The sequence below is a fragment of the Photorhabdus stackebrandtii genome (assembly GCF_011189495.1).
Lineage (GTDB): Bacteria > Pseudomonadota > Gammaproteobacteria > Enterobacterales > Enterobacteriaceae > Photorhabdus > Photorhabdus khanii.
The window spans coordinates 90362-108834 of record NZ_PUJV01000009.1 but is presented as its reverse complement, the minus strand read 5'-3'; the positions used below and the strand labels follow the sequence as shown (position 1 = coordinate 108834).

The following is an 18473-nucleotide window of genomic DNA, read 5'->3' as shown; positions in this document are numbered from 1 at the left end:
AAGCAGACAAAATAAGAGGACGTTATATTATGCAATCATTTGATGTGGTTATCGCTGGTGGCGGTATGGTAGGTTTGGCGCTTGCCTGTGGCTTACAGGGCAGTGGTTTGCGGGTGGCTGTGGTAGAAAGCTATCCGCCTGCTCAATCGGTTTCTGCCGGAGAAGAGTATGCTTTGCGGGTTTCTGCAATTAATGCTGCCAGTGAGCGCCTGTTACAGCATCTTGGCGTGTGGCAACAGATTTTGGATATGCGTGCCAGCCCTTATAAGGGAATAGAAGTCTGGGACCGGGATAGCTTTGGTCGCATTCGGTTCAACGCAGCTGAATATGGCCTGGAATATCTTGGTCATATCATTGAAAACCAGATTATCCGTGAGATGTTATGGAAAAAAGCGGAAAGCCTGTCGGATGTGACCATGTTGACGCCTGCGGCTTTGCAACAGATTGCCTGGGGAGAAAATGAAGCTTTCATGACATTATCCGATGGTCGCATGTTAACAGCCCGTTTAGTGGTTGGTGCTGATGGCGCTCATTCATGGTTGCGTCAACATGCTGATATCCCCTTGACATTCTGGGATTATGAACATCATGCGTTGGTGGCGACGATTCGGACCGAAGAGCCTCATGGCAGTGTTGCCCGTCAGGTCTTTTATGGTAATGGCATTCTGGCGTTTCTGCCTCTTGCTGATCCACATTTATGTTCTATCGTCTGGTCACTGCCGGGTGACGCTGCAGATCAGTACAAACAGCTTGATAACACGCTGTTCGACCAGCAACTGGCGGTGGATTTTGATATGCGTCTTGGTCAGTGTGAACTGATCAGCGAGCGCCAGACAATTCCATTGACTGGTCGTTATGCCCGTAACTTTGCCGCTCATCGTCTGGCCTTAGTGGGAGACGCTGCTCATACCATTCATCCATTGGCAGGGCAGGGCGTGAATCTGGGCTTTATGGATGTGGCTGAACTTATAGGTGAATTGCGTCGTCTGCATTGTCAGGGGAAAGATATTGGTCAACACTTTTATTTACGTCGTTATGAACGCCGTCGTAAACATAGTGCCGCTGTCATGCTGGCTGGAATGCAAGGGTTTCGTCAGTTGTTCGACGGCAACAATCCAGTGAAAAAATTTTTGCGGGATGTTGGGTTATCGCTGGCAGACAATTTACCCGGAATTAAACCGCCATTGCTTCGTCAGGCAATGGGGTTGAATGACTTACCGGGCTGGCTCTCTTCTCCGCCCTCTTCAGCTGAAAAAATCTAATTTAGCTTCTTCTTATCAATTATTTTTTCTCATGTGTCGCTGAAATATGGATAGGTGATTTTATTCATATTTCAGTGAGCTCTTAATGGAAAATGTGTGTTTTCTAAAGTTAATTGTTCATTTTGAGTATTATGGCTCATTTTAATAGTTAAAAATTCTGCATACTCATAGCATGTTTTTTTGTTGTTACTGAATTGGACCCTATTTTTACTTATGGTTCATTTTTGTTTTCAGTGATAACTTTTATGTTAAGACATCGTTTGCGTCGCGTTTTTTAGCCGCTTTTTGTTCATGATTCACAGTAGCTGTCGGTTAATACGCGGTATGTTTTCATGTAGGAAATGAAAAGAGGGAAATAATGGCAAAACACACTCCATTGTATGACCAGCATCTGGCCTGCGGTGCGCGCATGGTAGATTTTCATGGCTGGATGATGCCTTTGCATTACGGTTCACAAATGGATGAGCATCACACTGTCCGCACTGATGCTGGCATGTTTGATGTTTCCCACATGACGATTGTGGATCTGCATGGTACTGGCTGCCGTGATTTCCTGCGTTATTTGCTGGCAAATGACATTGCTAAACTGACAGAAAAAGGCAAAGCCTTATACACTGGGATGCTTAATGCTTCTGGTGGTGTCATTGATGACCTGATTGTTTACTACTTTAGCAATGATTTTTATCGGATGGTGGTCAATTCTGCGACCCGAGAGAAAGATCTGGCCTGGATCAATGAACATGCTGCCAATTACCCGGTTGATATTCAGGTACGTGATGATCTGGCGTTGATTGCTGTTCAGGGGCCTGAAGCTCAGGCAAAAGTACAGTCTCTGCTGAATGATCAACAAAAACAGGCTATTGCCGGAATGAAACCATTCTTTGGTGTTCAGGCTGGTGATCTGTTTATCGCAACAACGGGTTATACCGGCGAAGCGGGCTATGAAGTGGCGATGCCAAAAGAGCAGTCAGCCGATTTCTGGCAAAAACTGCTTAGTGTCGGCGTTAAGCCCGCAGGGTTAGGTGCCCGTGATACTTTGCGACTTGAAGCGGGTATGAACCTCTATGGACAGGAAATGGATGAAACCCTTTCTCCACTGGCAGCCAATATGGGCTGGACAATCGCCTGGAAACCAGAAGATCGCCAGTTTATAGGCCGTGAAGCGCTGGAAAAACAGCGTGAAGATGGCACTGAACAGTTGGTTGGCTTGGTGATGAGAGAAAAAGGTGTATTACGTGGTGGTTTGACGGTCAGTTTTACCGATGAAGCGGGCACTTTACACACTGGTGTTATTACCAGCGGTACATTCTCCCCAACATTAGGATTCAGTATTGCCCTTGCCCGTGTACCACAAGGGATTGGTGAACAGGCAATTGTACAAATCCGCAATCGTGAGATGCCGGTTCAGGTAGTCAAACCCAATTTTGTACGGGCGGGTAAACCTCTCGTATAGTCTAATAACTTAATGAATAAATAGTACCCTATCTCAGTAATCGTAATTGGGCAGGAAAACAAAATAGCCTAATGAGATAAGTTCTAAGATTGAAGGAGACAATAGTGATGAGTAATGTACCCACAGAGTTAAAATATGCTGAATCACATGAGTGGGTTCGTGCAGAAGGCAATGGTGAATACACTGTAGGTATTACCGAGCATGCGCAGGAGCTATTAGGTGATATGGTTTTTGTTGATTTGCCAGAAGTCGGTGATGAAATCAATTTTGGTGATGAATGTGCCGTTGTTGAATCGGTAAAAGCCGCTTCTGATATTTACGCGCCATTGAGTGGTGAAGTGATTGCTGTTAATGAAGCCTTGAATGATGCTCCTGAATTGGTTAACAGCGAGCCTTATAACGAAGGTTGGCTGTTCCGCATTAAAGCCTCTGATGAGAGTGAATTTGCGAATTTGCTGGATGCCGCAGGATATCAGGCACTTCTGGACGAAGAAGAATAATAAGCCCACTGTCGCCCTGTTTCACATCATGAGCAGGGCGTTTTTATTTGTATGCCATTTCTGGCCAGCTTCAGGAATCAGTAACAAATGACCCAAACATTAAGTCAACTCGAGAACCAGGGCGAGTTTATCCGCCGTCATATAGGCTCTTCCACCGAACAGCAGAAAGAGATGCTGGCGACAGTCGGGGCAAGTTCCCTCAATGAGTTAACACAGAAAATTGTTCCCCGCGATATCGCGTTACCAGCGCCACCCGATGTGGGCGGTGGTGCAACTGAACAGCAAGCACTGGCTGAACTGAAAGCCATTGCCAGCCAGAATAAGCGTTACCAATCCTATATTGGTATGGGTTATGTACCTTCTGTCCTGCCACCGGTTATTTTGCGCAACTTATTGGAAAACCCTGGCTGGTACACCGCTTATACTCCTTATCAACCGGAAGTTTCTCAAGGGCGTCTTGAATCACTGCTGAATTTCCAGCAAGTGACGATCGACCTGACAGGTTTGGATCTTGCCTCTGCATCTTTGCTGGATGAAGCCACCGCGGCGGCGGAAGCCATGGCAATGGCAAAACGTGCCAGCAAACTGAAAAACGCTGATCGTTTCTTTGTTGCTGATGATATACACCCTCAAACATTGGATGTTGTCCGTACCCGTGCTGAAACCTTTGGTTTTGATGTGATTGTAGATAAAGCAGAAAAAGTGCTGGAACTGGAAGGTGTATTTGGTGTGTTGTTGCAACAGGTGGGGACAAAAGGTGAAATTCATGATTACACCGACCTGATCGCACAACTGAAACAACGCAAAATCATTATCTGCGTTGCCGCTGACTTGATGGCGCTGGTGTTGCTGACTGCACCGGGCAAACAAGGGGCGGATGTGGTGTTTGGTTCTGCTCAACGCTTTGGTGTACCGATGGGTTATGGCGGCCCTCATGCCGCATTTTTTGCCTGCCGTGATGAATTCAAACGTTCTATGCCGGGACGTATTATCGGCGTTTCCCGTGATGCGGCGGGTAATACCGCACTGCGCATGGCAATGCAGACCCGTGAGCAGCATATCCGCCGTGAGAAAGCGAACTCCAACATCTGTACCTCGCAGGTATTGTTGGCAAACATCGCGGGGATGTATGCGGTATATCACGGTTCGAAAGGACTGAAACGCATTGCTGGCCGCATTCATCGTCTGACTGACATTCTGGCTGCCGGGTTACAGCAAGCCGGATTTACTCTACGCTACAAAACCTGGTTTGACACCCTGACGGTTGAAGTTGCCGATAAAGCCGCGGTACTGGCACGGGCAGACAAAGCGGAAATCAACTTGCGTAGCGATATTCACGGCGCAGTGGGTATCACATTGAGTGAAACCACCAGCCGGGATGATTTGGTCAAATTGTTCTCTGTACTGACAGGTACAGATAGCAAGCTGGATGTTGAGGCACTGGATGAGAATGTGATAGCGAAAAGCCAATCTATTCCTGCATCAATGTTGCGCAATGATGACATCCTCCAGCATCCGAATTTCAACCGCTATCACAGCGAAACAGATATGATGCGTTATATGCATCGCCTTGAACGCAAAGATTTAGCACTGAATCAGGCCATGATCCCATTGGGTTCTTGCACCATGAAACTCAATGCTGCGGCAGAAATGTTACCGATCTCCTGGCCTGAATTTAATCAGCTGCATCCATTCTGTCCGCCAGAGCAGGCGCAGGGTTATCAGCAGATGATAAGCCAGTTATCTCACTGGCTGGTTCAATTGACAGGTTATGATGCCGTGTGTATGCAGCCAAACTCGGGTGCACAGGGCGAATATGCGGGCCTGCTTGCTATTCGCCGTTACCACGAAAGCCGTGGGGAAGAGGATCGTCATATCTGCTTGATCCCCAGTTCTGCTCATGGCACTAATCCGGCTTCGGCTCATATGGCGGGTATGACCGTTGTGGTGGTGAGTTGTGATAAAGAAGGCAACATTGATCTGGCAGACCTGCGCGAAAAAGCAGAAAAATCCGGTGATGAGCTTTCCTGCATCATGGTGACCTACCCATCAACACACGGCGTATATGAAGAAACTATCCGTCAGGTGTGTGACATCATTCATCAATATGGTGGTCAAGTTTACCTTGATGGTGCGAATATGAACGCACAGGTTGGAATCACCGCGCCCGGTTTTATTGGCGCTGATGTTTCGCACCTCAACCTGCACAAAACATTTTGCATCCCACATGGTGGTGGCGGTCCAGGTATGGGGCCGATTGGCGTAAAAGCGCATTTAGCGCCGTTCTTGCCGGGGCACTCAGTGGTTCAAATGGATGGTCTTACTGAACAGAGAGCGGTCTCTGCTGCGCCGTTTGGCAGCGCCTCCATTCTGCCTATTAGCTGGATGTATATCCGTATGATGGGTTCGCAAGGGCTGAAACAGGCAAGTCAGGTGGCGATTTTGAATGCCAACTACATTGCTGCCCGCCTGAAAAATGATTATGACGTGTTGTATACCGGTCATAATGGTCATGTAGCGCATGAATGTATTCTGGATATTCGGCCACTGAAAGAAGCGTTTGGTATCAGTGAAATGGATATTGCCAAGCGTTTGGTTGACTATGGTTTCCATGCGCCCACGATGTCATTCCCGGTTGCCGGCACACTGATGGTGGAACCAACAGAATCAGAAAGCAAAGTGGAAATTGATCGCTTTGTCGATGCCATGCTGTCAATCCGTGCTGAAATTAACAAAGTTGCGCAAGGTGAATGGTCATTGGAAGATAACCCATTGGTCAATGCGCCTCACGTACAAACTGAACTGGCTTCTGACTGGAACCATAATTACAGCCGTGAAATTGCCGTTTTTCCAACCGCAGAAACCAAAGCCAATAAATATTGGCCTGTCGTTAAACGACTGGATGATGTTTACGGTGATCGTAATCTGCATTGTTCCTGCGTACCTGTCAGTGATTATCAATAATCACTAAATAATGTGGCAACACCGGTATAATTACTGGTGTTGCTATTATCTCTATTGATTGCAATTTTCCTGATACAGGCTTCAACACCGGGTGTGAACTAACTCCGATGTACTCCTTTATCCACAATTCCGTCGTGAGTTCAACAATAGGCCCTGCCATTAATGGCGGCAGTTTTACGGATAATCTGCAAACCGCGTTATTAAACAATATAGGTAGCCAGATTTAATCTATTTATCAGAGATTCCACACTCCACTTATTCTACATTTACCTAACCTGCCATAACCATTTAAAAGCACGAAAATAGAGATATTAAAGCTTTTATATATAACTATAAGTACAGATTTTTTAAAATACGTTAATTAACCTGAACTTTGCTTAAGAAGGAAATTAAAGTATCTGAGATACGATCAACGTTTTTGTCAAAGAAAATTCAAGACATCTCAGTCCGCTTGGTTTTTTGCTTAATATTCCTTCAATATAAAAGAAAGTATGCTACCATTCACCGATGAAGAGAAAAAATACACCAACGCCACATGACGCTGTTTTTAAACAGTTTTTAGGTCATATTGATACTGCCAGAGACTTTTTGGAGATACATTTGCCTGCGACATTACGGGCAGTTTGTGATCTGGATACACTGCGATTGGAATCAGGGTCGTTTATTGAGGATAATCTGCGCGAGCATTATTCTGATATCCTGTATTCGCTAAAAACAGCGCAGGGTGACGGATACGTATATTGCGTGATCGAACACCAAAGTTCCCCGGACAAGATGATGGCATTCCGGCTGATGCGATACGGTATTTCCGCAATGCAACGGCATCTGGAGCAGGGACATGAAAAATTGCCGCTGGTCATTCCGGTGTTGTTCTATCACGGGAAAATACAGCCGTATCCCTGGAGTACCAGTTGGCTCGATTGCTTTGATGCTCCGACCATGGCGAAGGAAATCTATTCCGGTGCATTCCCGCTGGTAGATGTGACGGTAATCCCGGATGATAAAATTCTGACGCATAAACGGGTTGCGCTACTGGAAATGGTGCAAAAGCATATCCGGCAGCGTGATATGGCGGAGCTGCTGCAAGAGTTAGTCATACTGCTGACGTATGATTACTATACAGATGAACAGCTAAAAAGCGTGCTAAACTACTTATTACAGGTGGGAGATACCGCCGATCCAGAGGGTTTTATCCGGCGACTGGCAGAACAGTCCCCGAAGTATGAGGAGGTACTGATGACAATAGCACAGAAACTGGAGCAGAAAGGGCGTCAGGAAGGATTGCAGGAAGGCGAAAAACGGGGGATTCTGAAAGTCGCGTGGGCGATGATCGACATGGGTATCGACCGTGAAACGATAATGAAAACTACCGGGTTGACTCAGAACGAACTTGAGCAAATACGCCACTAACTCGTATTGAGAGTTCTTAATCAGTATTCAACGATTTATGTTAAAAGAGGATCTTACGGTGACTGTCAGAACAGTCACCGAAGTATGAGTACCGACCGTGAAACGGTGATGAAAATTATCGGACTGGGCTTGAATAAATGTCCGACAAACTTACTGTTGATACGTTATCGGCATAAAAATGCGTGAGTCAATGCACGAAACGCATAGAAGTGGCACATTTACATTCCAAGCGATAAGACCGAGTCTGAATCTACGTGCTTCTGAAATCTCTGTTCTTAAGCAGAGCTGAGGTTAATTAAATTTACTCGAAATCTATTAACCATTAACAGAAAACTTAAAATAAATCAGAGAGAAAAAGAATATTATCCGAAAAAACATAAAATGGTATCTTTATACCACCAAGCTATTTACGGGTTGATTTATGAAGATAAAATACAGTAGGGTAACTTATAAAAACTGCTCAGGATTACCAGTAAAACAGTGTCAGTAAAGATAAAGCAAGTATGATTAACGTTGATTAAATGTAAAACACAATATACCATAATGATTAAAATTAATAAAAATCAAGTGTTAAAAGCAGTAAAAACAACGGCTAAAACCTTATTATACCGATTAAAACCAGAGGTTAAAAAATGGCTTTTAATAACAGTTTAAAACCAGCCTATCATAAATCTATCAGTGAAAAATGAGAAAAATAATTGGCTTTATTAATATATATTCCCGTAAAAAAGGATAAATAAAAATATATAATAGATTAATCAGACAGTATATTTAAAAAAAGAATCCGGCTTTAATGACGCTTTTAATCGGAGGAGTGAATTTTTTCATCAACCAGTTAAATAATCATTAATGAACAATGGAAATAATGCAATCCGTAAAAAAATCATTTAACTGAACATGAACTGGATAACTTACAGGGCCATTAAATACATCCGTTTAAACTTGGTTTTACACTATCTTATCCCGTTTAATAGCATTGCTTTTCTACCGTTTTATTTAAGCCATGCCTCTTTTTATATCTTAAATGTGGTTTAACGCTAAAATAAATTCATATCGTTATTTTTTCAAGCTATTTTCGTTATTTATTAACGCTTAAATACCTGTTTAATCATGGCTAATTAATTCGCCAGACTTTTCACTATTGTTGATATAATAAGGCGTTATTAAATTAGTTTACCGATTTATTTAAACATCATTTAAATGGATGTCGATCGGCAAGTTAGCTACGGGTAAAGAACAGACGTCTATTAATGCCAGATTTTGAAAAGGTACAGAGTAGCCCAAAAGGGCTTATTCCCTATCATATTTAATGTATTTATCAGCGATGTTATCCTCTGCTTATTTTACATTTACCTAACCTGCCATAACCATTAAAATAAAGTTAAAAATAAATCAACGAAAAAAAGAATATTGTCCGAAAAAACATAAAAGGGTATTTTATACCATCAAGTGAAAACTACTCAGGATTGTTGGTAAAACAGCGTCAATAAAGATAAAAAGTGAGTATGATTAGCGTTGATTAAACTTAACAAAAAACAGACATTAAATGTGGTAAAAACAATGGTTAAAACTTCATACCAGTTAAAACCAGAGGTTAAAAAATGGTTTTTAATAACAGTTTAAAACCTGCCCATCATAAATCCATAAGTGAAAATGAAAAAAATAATCTGCTTTATTAATGTTTATATGCCCCGTAAAAAAAGATAAATAAAAATGTTAATCGGTTAATCATACAATCTATTTTTAAAAAGGAACCAACGTTAATAACGTTTTCAATCGGGGAGTGAATTTTTTATCAGACAGTTAAATAATCATTCATAAAAAACAGGAATCACAATATCCGTAAATAAATGATTTAATTGAATACGAACTTATTTACTCGTAGAGTAATTATGTTGCACTTATTATGCTAAATCGCCAAGTAATATCTATTAATTTTTCTCTACTGAAACCATAATGGTACGTTCTGTGTCATTTTGTTTTATCTTTATCAAAATATTACCCTTATGCCAATCATTATCCTCTTTTCTTAGAAAACCTGTATTTTCAATGTAATTTATTATTTCTATTTTACGATTTGGATTGACATTAAAAAATACAACCTCGTTAATCATTGGTTTTGTTCCATCTGGTGAATCGTAATAAATAACATAATCACTTGAAATAAATGGCATCACTTTAATTTCATCAAAAGTAAACATGTTATATTTAATGAAATCATTTTTCGTATATGAAAAATTAACATTCACAAATAAAATAGGGATAATTGAAATTACTCCCAAACAAACCAATATAATAAATGTTCTCTTTATAAAATTATTCAATTTCAATGCCAACATTTCTTTCTACACCTATGTTATATCTAGTCATATCTTTAATATGTATTAATATTTGACTTTTGTCTATATCAGTTATGGGGGATATAGTGTTCAGAAATTCTGGTAAAGACGAATAATAAGGCCTGGCGTTATTAGGGTATTTTTCAGGATCGGGGAATAACAAAGGCTTGAACATTTTATTTTTATATTTACCTATAGGGCCATAGTAATCCCACCGTTTTAATGCGTCACTTTTACTGACAGGGTTAAGCCGAGGTAAATAGTCTATTTGATTTATAGCCTGATAAAAACCAAGTAAGTTAGAAACCAAATCTTCACCACTATATCCACTATCCGTGTACCAGTTAAAAGGAAAGGAGTCCTGATGAGCTTCAAATAAATGGCTTGTATACATCATAATAGTCAGTGCAACTCTCTGCTTATCATGTAAAGACAACCCTTTCCTCACTCTCCATTTTGTCATTTTAGACATTCCGTATTTCAACCCTAACCCCATATATTGTGTGTATCTAATAGTAAAATAAGACTCCTTAGTGTCATCCCCTGAATTTATAGCAGCCATGAGCTTTCTGGCATCATCTCCTTTAGCATGACCGGCATCTACCCATCCCGACTTTTCGGTATAAACCAACCTCCCTCTTTCTATATCACTTCTCTTGCTCATGAGTACTCCTGTGATTTAGTTGGCGGTTATCGAAGCTATTCGGTCACTGCTCCTGCCACCAGGTGTAACGATTTGCGTTTAAAATCGGATCGACCTGCATTTATCCCCAAATTAACTGCAACTGACGGCGCAGCAAACCCAAGTTAATTGTCAATGAAAATCGCTCCGCCAATAGTACAAAAAACATCCGTTGTTGAGACTAGAGAACGATATCTTCAATGTGGAAAAATAAAAGAGAAACGAGTCACAGGATAATCTGAAAAATTAGCGATTATCTCAACTATCCGGTCACTCCCCATAATAGTCAATTTCGGTATAATAACATTTGTCTCTATCTTATATATTTTGGTGAAAATGATGTAAAATATAAATTTAAAAAAACACCTTTCTTGAGAATTTTTGTTTTTTTATTGAAGAATAAAAGGTATTTAGAATATTGTTCCCCGTAACAATGCGAATATGAATTGTTTTTATTTTATACTGAAAACATTTATATGATTTTTTTATTGATAATATAAAATTAAATTTATTTGACAGTTTTGTATTTGATGACTATTGTTCTCTCCTGATTTGCAAATGTTATTGCCAATCTAATAATATCATTTGTTATTATTTCTTTTAAATAGAAATAGTATACTTAAGAAATAATTTAATTTATTGTTTTTATTTGATTTTTTTAAATTGTAACTTTTGTTAAATTAATTTTTATGGGTGATTATATTTTTCTGATAATGAATTGAAACTGTTTCTAATGTGATAATTTATTATCGCATGTTTGTTTTTAAATTTAGCATCAATATGAGTGTGATTCGTCATTTTAATTACTGATGAATACATGGTTATTTTTTTACCATGGATGTAAAGCAGTAAAAATATCCTCACTGTAAGAGGGTAATAATTATTTATCCGTCATTGTTGACAAAATATTTAAAATAAATTGGCCATAGGCCATACAGGAGTAAATAAATGAAATACGACTTTATTGTCGTTGGTTCAGGCGCAATTGCTGGTTCAATTGCTTATGAATTAGCAAGCAGAAATCTTTCGGTTTGTAGGGTTGGAAGTACTGATCGAACCAATGCCGCTTCTAAAGCAGCAGGTGCGATGAATGGTTGTTTTGGCGAAATTACCAGTGGCTTATTAGCGAGTGAACACGGTAAGCTGAAATTGAATATGGATTGTATTTCCAAAGAGCTTTGGCCTGCCTGGGCGCAACGGTTAGCTGACTCTTCTGGTGATAGGCGATCGCTGTTCACCGCTCAAGGGACTCATGTGATACTGAATACTGCCGGGATGGAAGAGATTGATAGTGTCAATTATGACGCTATTGAACAAACCCTGAACGAATATGCGGCCCCTTATGAAACCGTTGATCCACGTGAAATTGAATGGTTAAAGCCTAACGATTTGGTGCGTCCGCTTCGTGCTTTATATATTCCTGATGAACATGCTCTAGATTCGCATTTATTGCTGGAAAAGCTGGATGCGGCATTGGTTGCTGAAGGTGGCGTTCTCAAAGATGAGAATGTCAAGAGTGTGTTGATTGAAGACGGTTTAGCCATTGGCGTCGAATTGCTCAGTGGTGAGCGTTTAATGGCGGATAAGGTGGTGGTTGCTGCCGGTGCGCACTCGTTGGATCTGTTATCTAATGTCCCTTCTGTTGTTCGGCAGATCCCGCCGATATTTGCCGGTTATGGGGTATCTATTTTGGTCAAGATGCCAAAAGGCAGAGAATTGCCGACGTCGGTGATTCGAACTCCTAACCGGGCATTTGCTTGTGGGCTGCATTGTGTACCCCGTGGTGATGGTGTTCTGTATCTGGGTGCGACAAATATTCTGTCTGAAAAACCACGCAGTCAGGCGCTGATTTCTGATGTGCAGTTCCTGCTGGATTGTGCGTTAGATCAGTTGGATATTAACTTACATGATGCTGAGATCCTTTCAATCCAGGTCGGTAACCGGCCAATCCCTGCTGATGGGTTCCCGTTGATTGGTGAATGTGGCGTGAATGGCCTTTGGCTGGCTACCGGGACTTACCGTGATGGCTTACATCAGTCACCGTTACTGGCAGATTATGTTGCTAATGCGTTGACTGGAATAGAAAATACGCAAATTAACCTGGATTCCTTCAACCCGGTTCGTCCTCCGTTAGTGGGTTTCTCTCGTGAAGTGATGGCTAAAGAAACTGTCCAGCAGATGCTTGCTACAGGTTACGAATATCGCTGGGATATCAAACCTTATTGGTTGCCACTGCTGAATGAAGGCATGACACGCAATTATCAGGATTTGATTGAGTCTCTTCACCCTCAGTTTACACCACCGCCAGAACTGGTTGCTTTCTCTTATATTTATGAATCCATGCGTGAACGGTTACGTAGTTACTATGAGGCATGGTCATGAATTCTTCGCTAAAAGATCAGGCTGCTATTGATAAGGCCAGGGAATTACTGTCAGGAGCGGGTGTTTGGGATGTGGAAACCGATCTTGATTGCCTGATTGACCGTTATCTGGAAAGGCGCTGTCAGGATCGCGCCCGTGATGAATTTATGCTTGCGGTTCATGAGCGCTGTAACCGGATCCCTCTTGGGCATATTGTCGGCATTGCGGATTTTGATGAACTGCCTTTGGTGGTCGGTACGGGGGTATTTATTCCGCGTCCTCATAGCCAGATTATCCATAAATGGCTGGAGAATGAACATGAAGTACCTCAGGGATCAGGGGTTCTGGATTTATGTTCGGGGAGTGGTGCTATTGGTTTAGCCATCGCTAAACGTCGCCCGGATTTAAAGGTCACTTGTGTTGAATATGACGACATCGCTTTTCAATACCTGACACGCAATATCAACCGGTTAGCGAGCTGGGAGATTAAAGTCGATGCATTAAAAGCCGATTTACGGGATTGGCAGGCATTTTCGCAATTTAACGGGTCGGTGGCGTTAATTGTCGCTAATCCACCTTACGTTCCAGAGCAGCAGACAATATTACCAGAGTGGGAGGAGCATCATCCTTATGTGTCGGTGTATTCCGGGGATGATGGGCTAGATTTAACGCGGTTGATTATCAAACAAGCCAAACAGTTACTGCAATCAAATGGCTGGTTGGTCATCGAACATGGTGAAAGTCAGGAGGGGAGCGTCAGAACATTATTTTCAGACGCCGGTTTTTCCTTGATACGAACAATTATTGATGAAGAGATTTCTGACACAACAGGCAGTTCGGTAATCACTGTAGGTTGTCAGCTCATTTGAATTCAGACAGTTGGAGTCTAGATAATGGATGTAAAACAGAAGCAGGATTGGATGACGATTCGTAAGTCACGGACCACCGGCGCCTTAGCGCAAGCTATTGATGAAGGTTTGACCAGTTTCACGGTGGTAGAACGTCAAGGTAAGCAAATTACGACAGAAGAAGGCAAAGTTTTTACGGAATTTGTTTCCTGCTCTTATTTGGGATTAGAACATCATCCTGCGTTAATTGAGGCAGCAAATCAGGCAATGGCCCGGACAGGGATTCATTTGTCATCGTCCCGTGGTGCGATGCGCCCGCAATATTTGAGGCAACTAGAGGAACTGCTGGAAGAAATTTATCAAGGTGGCTCTGTTGCTGTTTTCACTTCCACCAGTAACGTTCACCTGGGTGTATTGCCGTTATTGGGCAGTGGTTCTTTACCTAACTATCCACTTACCCGGCCAGTACATTGGTTGATGGATAAAACGGCTCATGCGTCTATGCAGGTATTACGCGGTATTCTCGAACAGTTCGGGCCAGTATCGCGGGTCGATAGTGCGGATGAACCGTCGGTACAGCAAGCTTTGCAAAACTGCGGAGAGAATCAGCGTACCCCTGTCCTGCTGATTGATGGTATTGGCTCAATGAATGGCTTGATTCCGGTTGCCGAATTAACCCGAAAATTGGCTGCTGCCGGAGGTTATGTCTATGTCGATGATGCTCATGGTATTTCCATTGTAGGGCGTCATGGTGCAGGTTACGCCTTTGCTGCACTTGACCATATTTTACCATCCAACCTCATACTGGCAGGTTCGCTTTCCAAAGCATTTGGTGGTGCGGGCGGTTTTGTGGTTGTTGCGGGTGCCGATGATATTGAAGTGATTAGTACCTTGGCTAATCCTCTGGTTTTTGGTCATTCGATTATGGTGCCGATGTTGGCCGCTAACGTTGCTGCAGCAAAACTTCATCTTAGCCTTGAAATAGAAATCCGCCAGGAACAGTTATGGAAGAACGTCAATCTGTTTGATTCCCTGACGGGTAACAGCCTGATGAATGCCGGTGTGCAATCTCCAGTTCGTGGTGCTTTATTCGAAAATGAAGCTGAAGGGCTTGAAGTTGCACGTCTGCTGCGCGACAACGGCATCTTATTGTTCCCGGTATTTTATCCACTCGTTCAGGATGGCAATGCCATGTTGCGTTTTGCCTTCTCCAGTGAGCATAAGGAGAGTGAGATCAGGCACTTAGTAAATACCTTATTTAAAATACGGGAAAAAGGGCTGAATTGGTCTGAGCCACAAGCCATAGCTCCACAGGTATAAGTGACATAGATTTATTGATGAAAATGATTGAAATAAACCAGTAATGAAGACCAAATATATGACTCAATCAATAATAGATAAGCAGGACATATTGCAACCTCATAGGGAATCTCTGGATGTGATTAATATGCAGATATTGGCGCTTCTTTCTGAACGTATGAAGATCTGTATGAAAATCGCTGAGATAAAAGCAGAACAGGATATTCCGATGATGCAGCCACAACGTATTACCTCGTTATTGGCTATGTTGAGGGATAAGTCAACGGATCTTGGGTTACGGCCTGAATACACTGAATCAATATTTCAACAGGTTATTGAAGAAACCTGCCGTCGAGAAGAAGAGCTGATTGATCAGTTGCTACACGAGAAAGCAAAGAATAATGAAAATACTGCTCATTGATAATTATGATTCTTTTACGCAAAACATTGCTCAATATCTGTATGAAGTTACCGGGAGTGTGCCATCTGTCGTCACCAATTCTCTGACTTATGAAGCGCTGGCGATAGACAATTATGATGCTGTCGTGCTTTCTCCAGGGCCAGGGCATCCGGCTGAAAACAGCGATTTTGGTGTCTGTGCTGAGGTCATTGCCCGCGCCGAAATCCCATTATTGGGTATTTGCCTCGGCCATCAGGGAATTAGCCTGGCATTTGGTGGTTTTGTCGAACATGCACCTAATCCGGTGCATGGTTATCGCAGTCGCATCAGGAATACCGGGGAAGGGTTATTCCTCGGTTTGCCTGAGCAATTTGACGTGGTCAGGTACCACTCGCTGGTCTGTACCCGGCTGCCGGACAATCTTAAATGTACTGCCTGGACTGATGATGGCTTAATTATGGCAATTGAACACACCCAAAGACCGATTTGGGGTGTTCAGTTTCATCCTGAGTCGATTGATTCTGAATATGGGCGTGAATTACTGAGTAATTTTGTTCGTATAGCAAAGACGTATGAAGAAAATAACGGGCAGGATATTACCGCTCAGAATCAGTGTATTTCTGCCAATGAAGCTTATCTGGCGGTGGGCGGAAAGCCGCATCTCAACCTGAATTACCGTGAATGTCAGAGCATCATCGATCCTGAATCTCTGTTCATTCAACATTATGGCAATGATACTCACTCTTTCTGGCTGGACAGTGAAAAGTCGGATAGGCCCAATGCCCGCTTTTCAATCATGGGAAGTGGCAACAAACAGGGTGCTGTCAGGCTTGAATATTGTGTACAGACGGAGAGTTTGCGTTTGACCGGTCCTGATGGTGAAAGGATTGTTCAGGGTGATTTTTTCTCATTGATGTCTGAACTGCTTGAACTGGTGAAGATTTCCACACCAAAACGGATGCCATTTGCCTTCAAAGGTGGCTTTGTTGGTTATTTGGGATATGAATTAAAGGCGTTGACTATTGGCAGCAGCAAATATCATTCAGAACATCCTGATGCCAGTTTAATCTTTACTCCGCATTTTTTTGTCTTCGATCACCAGCAGAATAAGCTTTATGAGTGTCTGATCACACCGGTAGGCCAGCCACAAAATTGGCCGCCGGCACCTTTAGTGACCATTGCAAAAAATACCGGTGGGGTGATACCTGATTTTATTCCTGGCGCTGTCGATCAGAACAAAATTCGTCTGGAATATGGAGCTCAGAAGTATCTGGATGGGATCCATAAATCGCTTCAATACATCACCGATGGCGAGTCTTATGAAATCTGTCTGACGAATAGAGCAAAGATGGCTTATGCAGGGCTGCCATTGGATGCTTATCGACGAATGCGTCATGCCAGCCCTGTGCCTTATGGCGCCTATCTGGCATGTGGGGATTTTTCGGTACTCAGTGCATCGCCGGAGACGTTTTTACGCATTGATGAGGCCAGAGGTATTGAATCCAGACCGATTAAGGGAACCCGGCCACGAGGAAGAACGGCAGCGGATGATCAGCATTTTCAGGTGGAATTGAGTCAGTCAGCTAAAGATAGAGCTGAAAACCTGATGATAGTGGACTTGGTGCGCCACGATCTTAATCAGGTGTGTCGTCCTGGCAGTGTTCATGTGCCTGAATTGTTTAAAGTTGAGAGCTTCTCTTCTGTGCATCAATTGGTTTCGACAATACGCGGTGAATTACGTGAAGGCACTTCATCAATGGAAGCCATCCGGGCATGTTTCCCGGGAGGATCAATGACCGGCGCGCCGAAGAAACGCACAATGGAGATCATTGACTCTTTGGAGTCATCGGCACGCGGTGTTTACTCTGGTGCGCTTGGATGGTTATCTTTCAGTGGTGAAGCAGAGTTGAGCATTGTTATCCGAACGGCGGTGTTACATCAAGAATGTGCCGAGTTCGGCATTGGCGGTGCCATTGTCGCTCATTCCGATCCTTATGGTGAATTTGAAGAAACATTGGTGAAGGCCAGTGTGCCCTATTTCAGTTTTAGTCATATCGCGGAGGAAGTGTGAGTAACCATAAAGTTGTCATTCTTGGTGGGCAAGGTGCGATTGGCTCTTTATTGGGGCGCCTGTTTATTCAAAGTGGTTGCATTGTATACCGTGTTGACCAACGAACGCAGGGAGAGCGTTCTCTTTGCTGCCAGCTTGATATCTTAAATCCCGCAGCGGGTTCTGAGGCGATTTTTACTGAGGCAAAGGCGGTCGTCTTCGCCTTACCGGAAGCGGTTGCAATACAGGCTCTGCCTTGGGTGCTATCGGCGGTTGGTGATGATGTACAGATAGTGTCAACCTGTTCGGTTCAGGCACCTTTCCATTCCGCTTTAAGCGCTGCCGCCCCTGGGCAGCCTTTCATCGGTGTTAACCCGATGTTCTCGCCATCTTTGTCGGAGCAAAAAAGGCCTGTTGCAGTCACTCTTGATAACTGTCATGTTAACGAGCATTGGATTGAGCGGGTATTGACGCAGGCGGGTATGCGCATCAGTAGAATGACGCCGGAGGAACATGATCGGGTAATGGCGTTTTGTCAGGCTTTACCCCATGCCGCGATATTGATTTTTGGCCTGGTTCTGGCGAAAAGCCCGTTGGATATTGGTACTCTGGCGACTGTTGCACCGCCGCCAATGCGTACCATGTTGGCGTTATTATCAAGGGTTTTACTCAATCCAATGGAAGTGTACTGGGACGTTCAATATGAAAACCCTATGGCTGCCGAACCGCGGCGGGAGTTGCTGCATGCCATACAACAGTTAGATTCAATAGTGCAGGCTGGCGATCAAACTGAATTTGGCAATAACCTCAGACACATTGCACAACAACTGGGGGAACAGCTCAATATTAGTGCTGCTGATTGCCAGCATATTTTTTCAACGCTTGAATGATAATAGGAAAGGAGT

14 protein-coding genes are annotated in these 18473 nt (G+C 43.0%); 12 read left to right on the top strand and 2 right to left on the bottom strand.

What is annotated here, in order from left to right; genetic code table 11:
* Nucleotides 1-29 precede the first annotated feature (29 nt).
* The 6 genes from ubiI to C5470_RS10060 all read left to right on the top strand — a co-directional run bounded on the left by ubiI (nucleotide 30) and on the right by C5470_RS10060 (nucleotide 7589).
* The gene (gene ubiI / locus C5470_RS10085; RefSeq protein ID WP_166288395.1) at nucleotides 30-1262 is read left to right on the top strand and encodes an FAD-dependent 2-octaprenylphenol hydroxylase; all 1233 of its coding nucleotides are present in this window, start codon (nucleotides 30-32) and stop codon (nucleotides 1260-1262) included.
* Between the two features lie 358 nt (nucleotides 1263-1620).
* A complete protein-coding gene (gene gcvT, locus C5470_RS10080; protein ID WP_036842841.1) occupies nucleotides 1621-2715 on the top strand; it encodes a glycine cleavage system aminomethyltransferase GcvT in 1095 nt (364 codons plus the stop codon).
* A gap of 107 nt (nucleotides 2716-2822) precedes the next feature.
* Complete coding sequence (gene gcvH / locus C5470_RS10075) at nucleotides 2823-3215, top strand: glycine cleavage system protein GcvH (RefSeq protein ID WP_166288392.1); 393 nt, start codon at nucleotides 2823-2825, stop codon at nucleotides 3213-3215.
* Nucleotides 3216-3302: 87 nt separating this feature from the next.
* On the top strand, nucleotides 3303-6179 hold the full coding sequence (gcvP, locus tag C5470_RS10070; protein ID WP_166288389.1) for an aminomethyl-transferring glycine dehydrogenase: 2877 nt from the start codon (nucleotides 3303-3305) through the stop codon (nucleotides 6177-6179).
* 107 nt (nucleotides 6180-6286) lie between these two features.
* On the top strand, nucleotides 6287-6406 hold the full coding sequence (locus C5470_RS23620) for a DUF637 domain-containing protein (RefSeq protein ID WP_081738130.1): 120 nt from the start codon (nucleotides 6287-6289) through the stop codon (nucleotides 6404-6406).
* Nucleotides 6407-6686: 280 nt separating this feature from the next.
* Complete coding sequence (locus C5470_RS10060) at nucleotides 6687-7589, top strand: Rpn family recombination-promoting nuclease/putative transposase (protein WP_166288386.1); 903 nt, start codon at nucleotides 6687-6689, stop codon at nucleotides 7587-7589.
* A 1931-nt stretch (nucleotides 7590-9520) separates the two neighbouring features.
* Here the strand turns inward: C5470_RS10060 and C5470_RS10055 are convergent.
* Both C5470_RS10055 and C5470_RS10050 read right to left on the bottom strand, forming a co-directional pair.
* On the bottom strand, nucleotides 9521-9928 hold the full coding sequence (locus tag C5470_RS10055; RefSeq protein WP_207626943.1) for a hypothetical protein: 408 nt from the start codon (nucleotides 9926-9928) through the stop codon (nucleotides 9521-9523).
* Entirely contained in the window at nucleotides 9906-10592 is a 687-nt protein-coding gene (locus C5470_RS10050; RefSeq protein WP_166288383.1) for a hypothetical protein, read from the bottom strand. The genes C5470_RS10055 and C5470_RS10050 overlap by 23 nt, the downstream gene beginning before the upstream one ends.
* Nucleotides 10593-11558: 966 nt before the next feature.
* Here C5470_RS10050 and C5470_RS10045 point away from each other — a divergent pair.
* The 6 genes from C5470_RS10045 to C5470_RS10020 are packed head-to-tail and all read left to right on the top strand — an operon-like array spanning nucleotide 11559 to nucleotide 18458.
* Nucleotides 11559-12992 (top strand): NAD(P)/FAD-dependent oxidoreductase, encoded by a 1434-nt coding sequence (locus C5470_RS10045; protein ID WP_152962432.1) that lies wholly within the window; start codon nucleotides 11559-11561, stop codon nucleotides 12990-12992.
* A complete protein-coding gene (locus tag C5470_RS10040) occupies nucleotides 12989-13840 on the top strand; it encodes a HemK/PrmC family methyltransferase (protein ID WP_036842852.1) in 852 nt (283 codons plus the stop codon). Before C5470_RS10045 ends, C5470_RS10040 begins: the two co-directional genes overlap by 4 nt.
* A 24-nt stretch (nucleotides 13841-13864) precedes the next feature.
* Entirely contained in the window at nucleotides 13865-15139 is a 1275-nt protein-coding gene (locus C5470_RS10035) for an aminotransferase class I/II-fold pyridoxal phosphate-dependent enzyme (RefSeq protein ID WP_166288380.1), read from the top strand.
* A gap of 58 nt (nucleotides 15140-15197) precedes the next feature.
* Nucleotides 15198-15539: a chorismate mutase gene (locus tag C5470_RS10030; protein WP_242687895.1), complete on the top strand. Its 342-nt coding sequence runs from the start codon at nucleotides 15198-15200 to the stop codon at nucleotides 15537-15539.
* Nucleotides 15520-17589, top strand: coding sequence for an aminodeoxychorismate synthase component I (pabB, locus tag C5470_RS10025; protein ID WP_166288374.1), 2070 nt, complete (start codon nucleotides 15520-15522; stop codon nucleotides 17587-17589). The genes C5470_RS10030 and pabB overlap by 20 nt, the downstream gene beginning before the upstream one ends.
* Entirely contained in the window at nucleotides 17586-18458 is an 873-nt protein-coding gene (locus C5470_RS10020; RefSeq protein ID WP_166288371.1) for a prephenate dehydrogenase dimerization domain-containing protein, read from the top strand. The genes pabB and C5470_RS10020 overlap by 4 nt, the downstream gene beginning before the upstream one ends.
* The last annotated feature ends 15 nt before the right edge of the window (nucleotides 18459-18473 follow it).

Coding starts and splice junctions, on each gene's coding strand:
- ubiI (WP_166288395.1), top strand. CDS start 30: ATGCAATCATTTGATGTGGTTATCGCTGGTGGCGGTATGGTAGGTTTG.
- C5470_RS10030 (WP_242687895.1), top strand. CDS start 15,198: ATGACTCAATCAATAATAGATAAGCAGGACATATTGCAACCTCATAGG.
- C5470_RS10045 (WP_152962432.1), top strand. CDS start 11,559: ATGAAATACGACTTTATTGTCGTTGGTTCAGGCGCAATTGCTGGTTCA.
- C5470_RS10035 (WP_166288380.1), top strand. CDS start 13,865: ATGGATGTAAAACAGAAGCAGGATTGGATGACGATTCGTAAGTCACGG.
- pabB (WP_166288374.1), top strand. CDS start 15,520: ATGAAAATACTGCTCATTGATAATTATGATTCTTTTACGCAAAACATT.
- C5470_RS10040 (WP_036842852.1), top strand. CDS start 12,989: ATGAATTCTTCGCTAAAAGATCAGGCTGCTATTGATAAGGCCAGGGAA.
- gcvH (WP_166288392.1), top strand. CDS start 2,823: ATGAGTAATGTACCCACAGAGTTAAAATATGCTGAATCACATGAGTGG.
- gcvP (WP_166288389.1), top strand. CDS start 3,303: ATGACCCAAACATTAAGTCAACTCGAGAACCAGGGCGAGTTTATCCGC.
- gcvT (WP_036842841.1), top strand. CDS start 1,621: ATGGCAAAACACACTCCATTGTATGACCAGCATCTGGCCTGCGGTGCG.
- C5470_RS10055 (WP_207626943.1), bottom strand. CDS start 9,928: ATGTTGGCATTGAAATTGAATAATTTTATAAAGAGAACATTTATTATA.
- C5470_RS23620 (WP_081738130.1), top strand. CDS start 6,287: ATGTACTCCTTTATCCACAATTCCGTCGTGAGTTCAACAATAGGCCCT.
- C5470_RS10050 (WP_166288383.1), bottom strand. CDS start 10,592: ATGAGCAAGAGAAGTGATATAGAAAGAGGGAGGTTGGTTTATACCGAA.
- C5470_RS10060 (WP_166288386.1), top strand. CDS start 6,687: ATGAAGAGAAAAAATACACCAACGCCACATGACGCTGTTTTTAAACAG.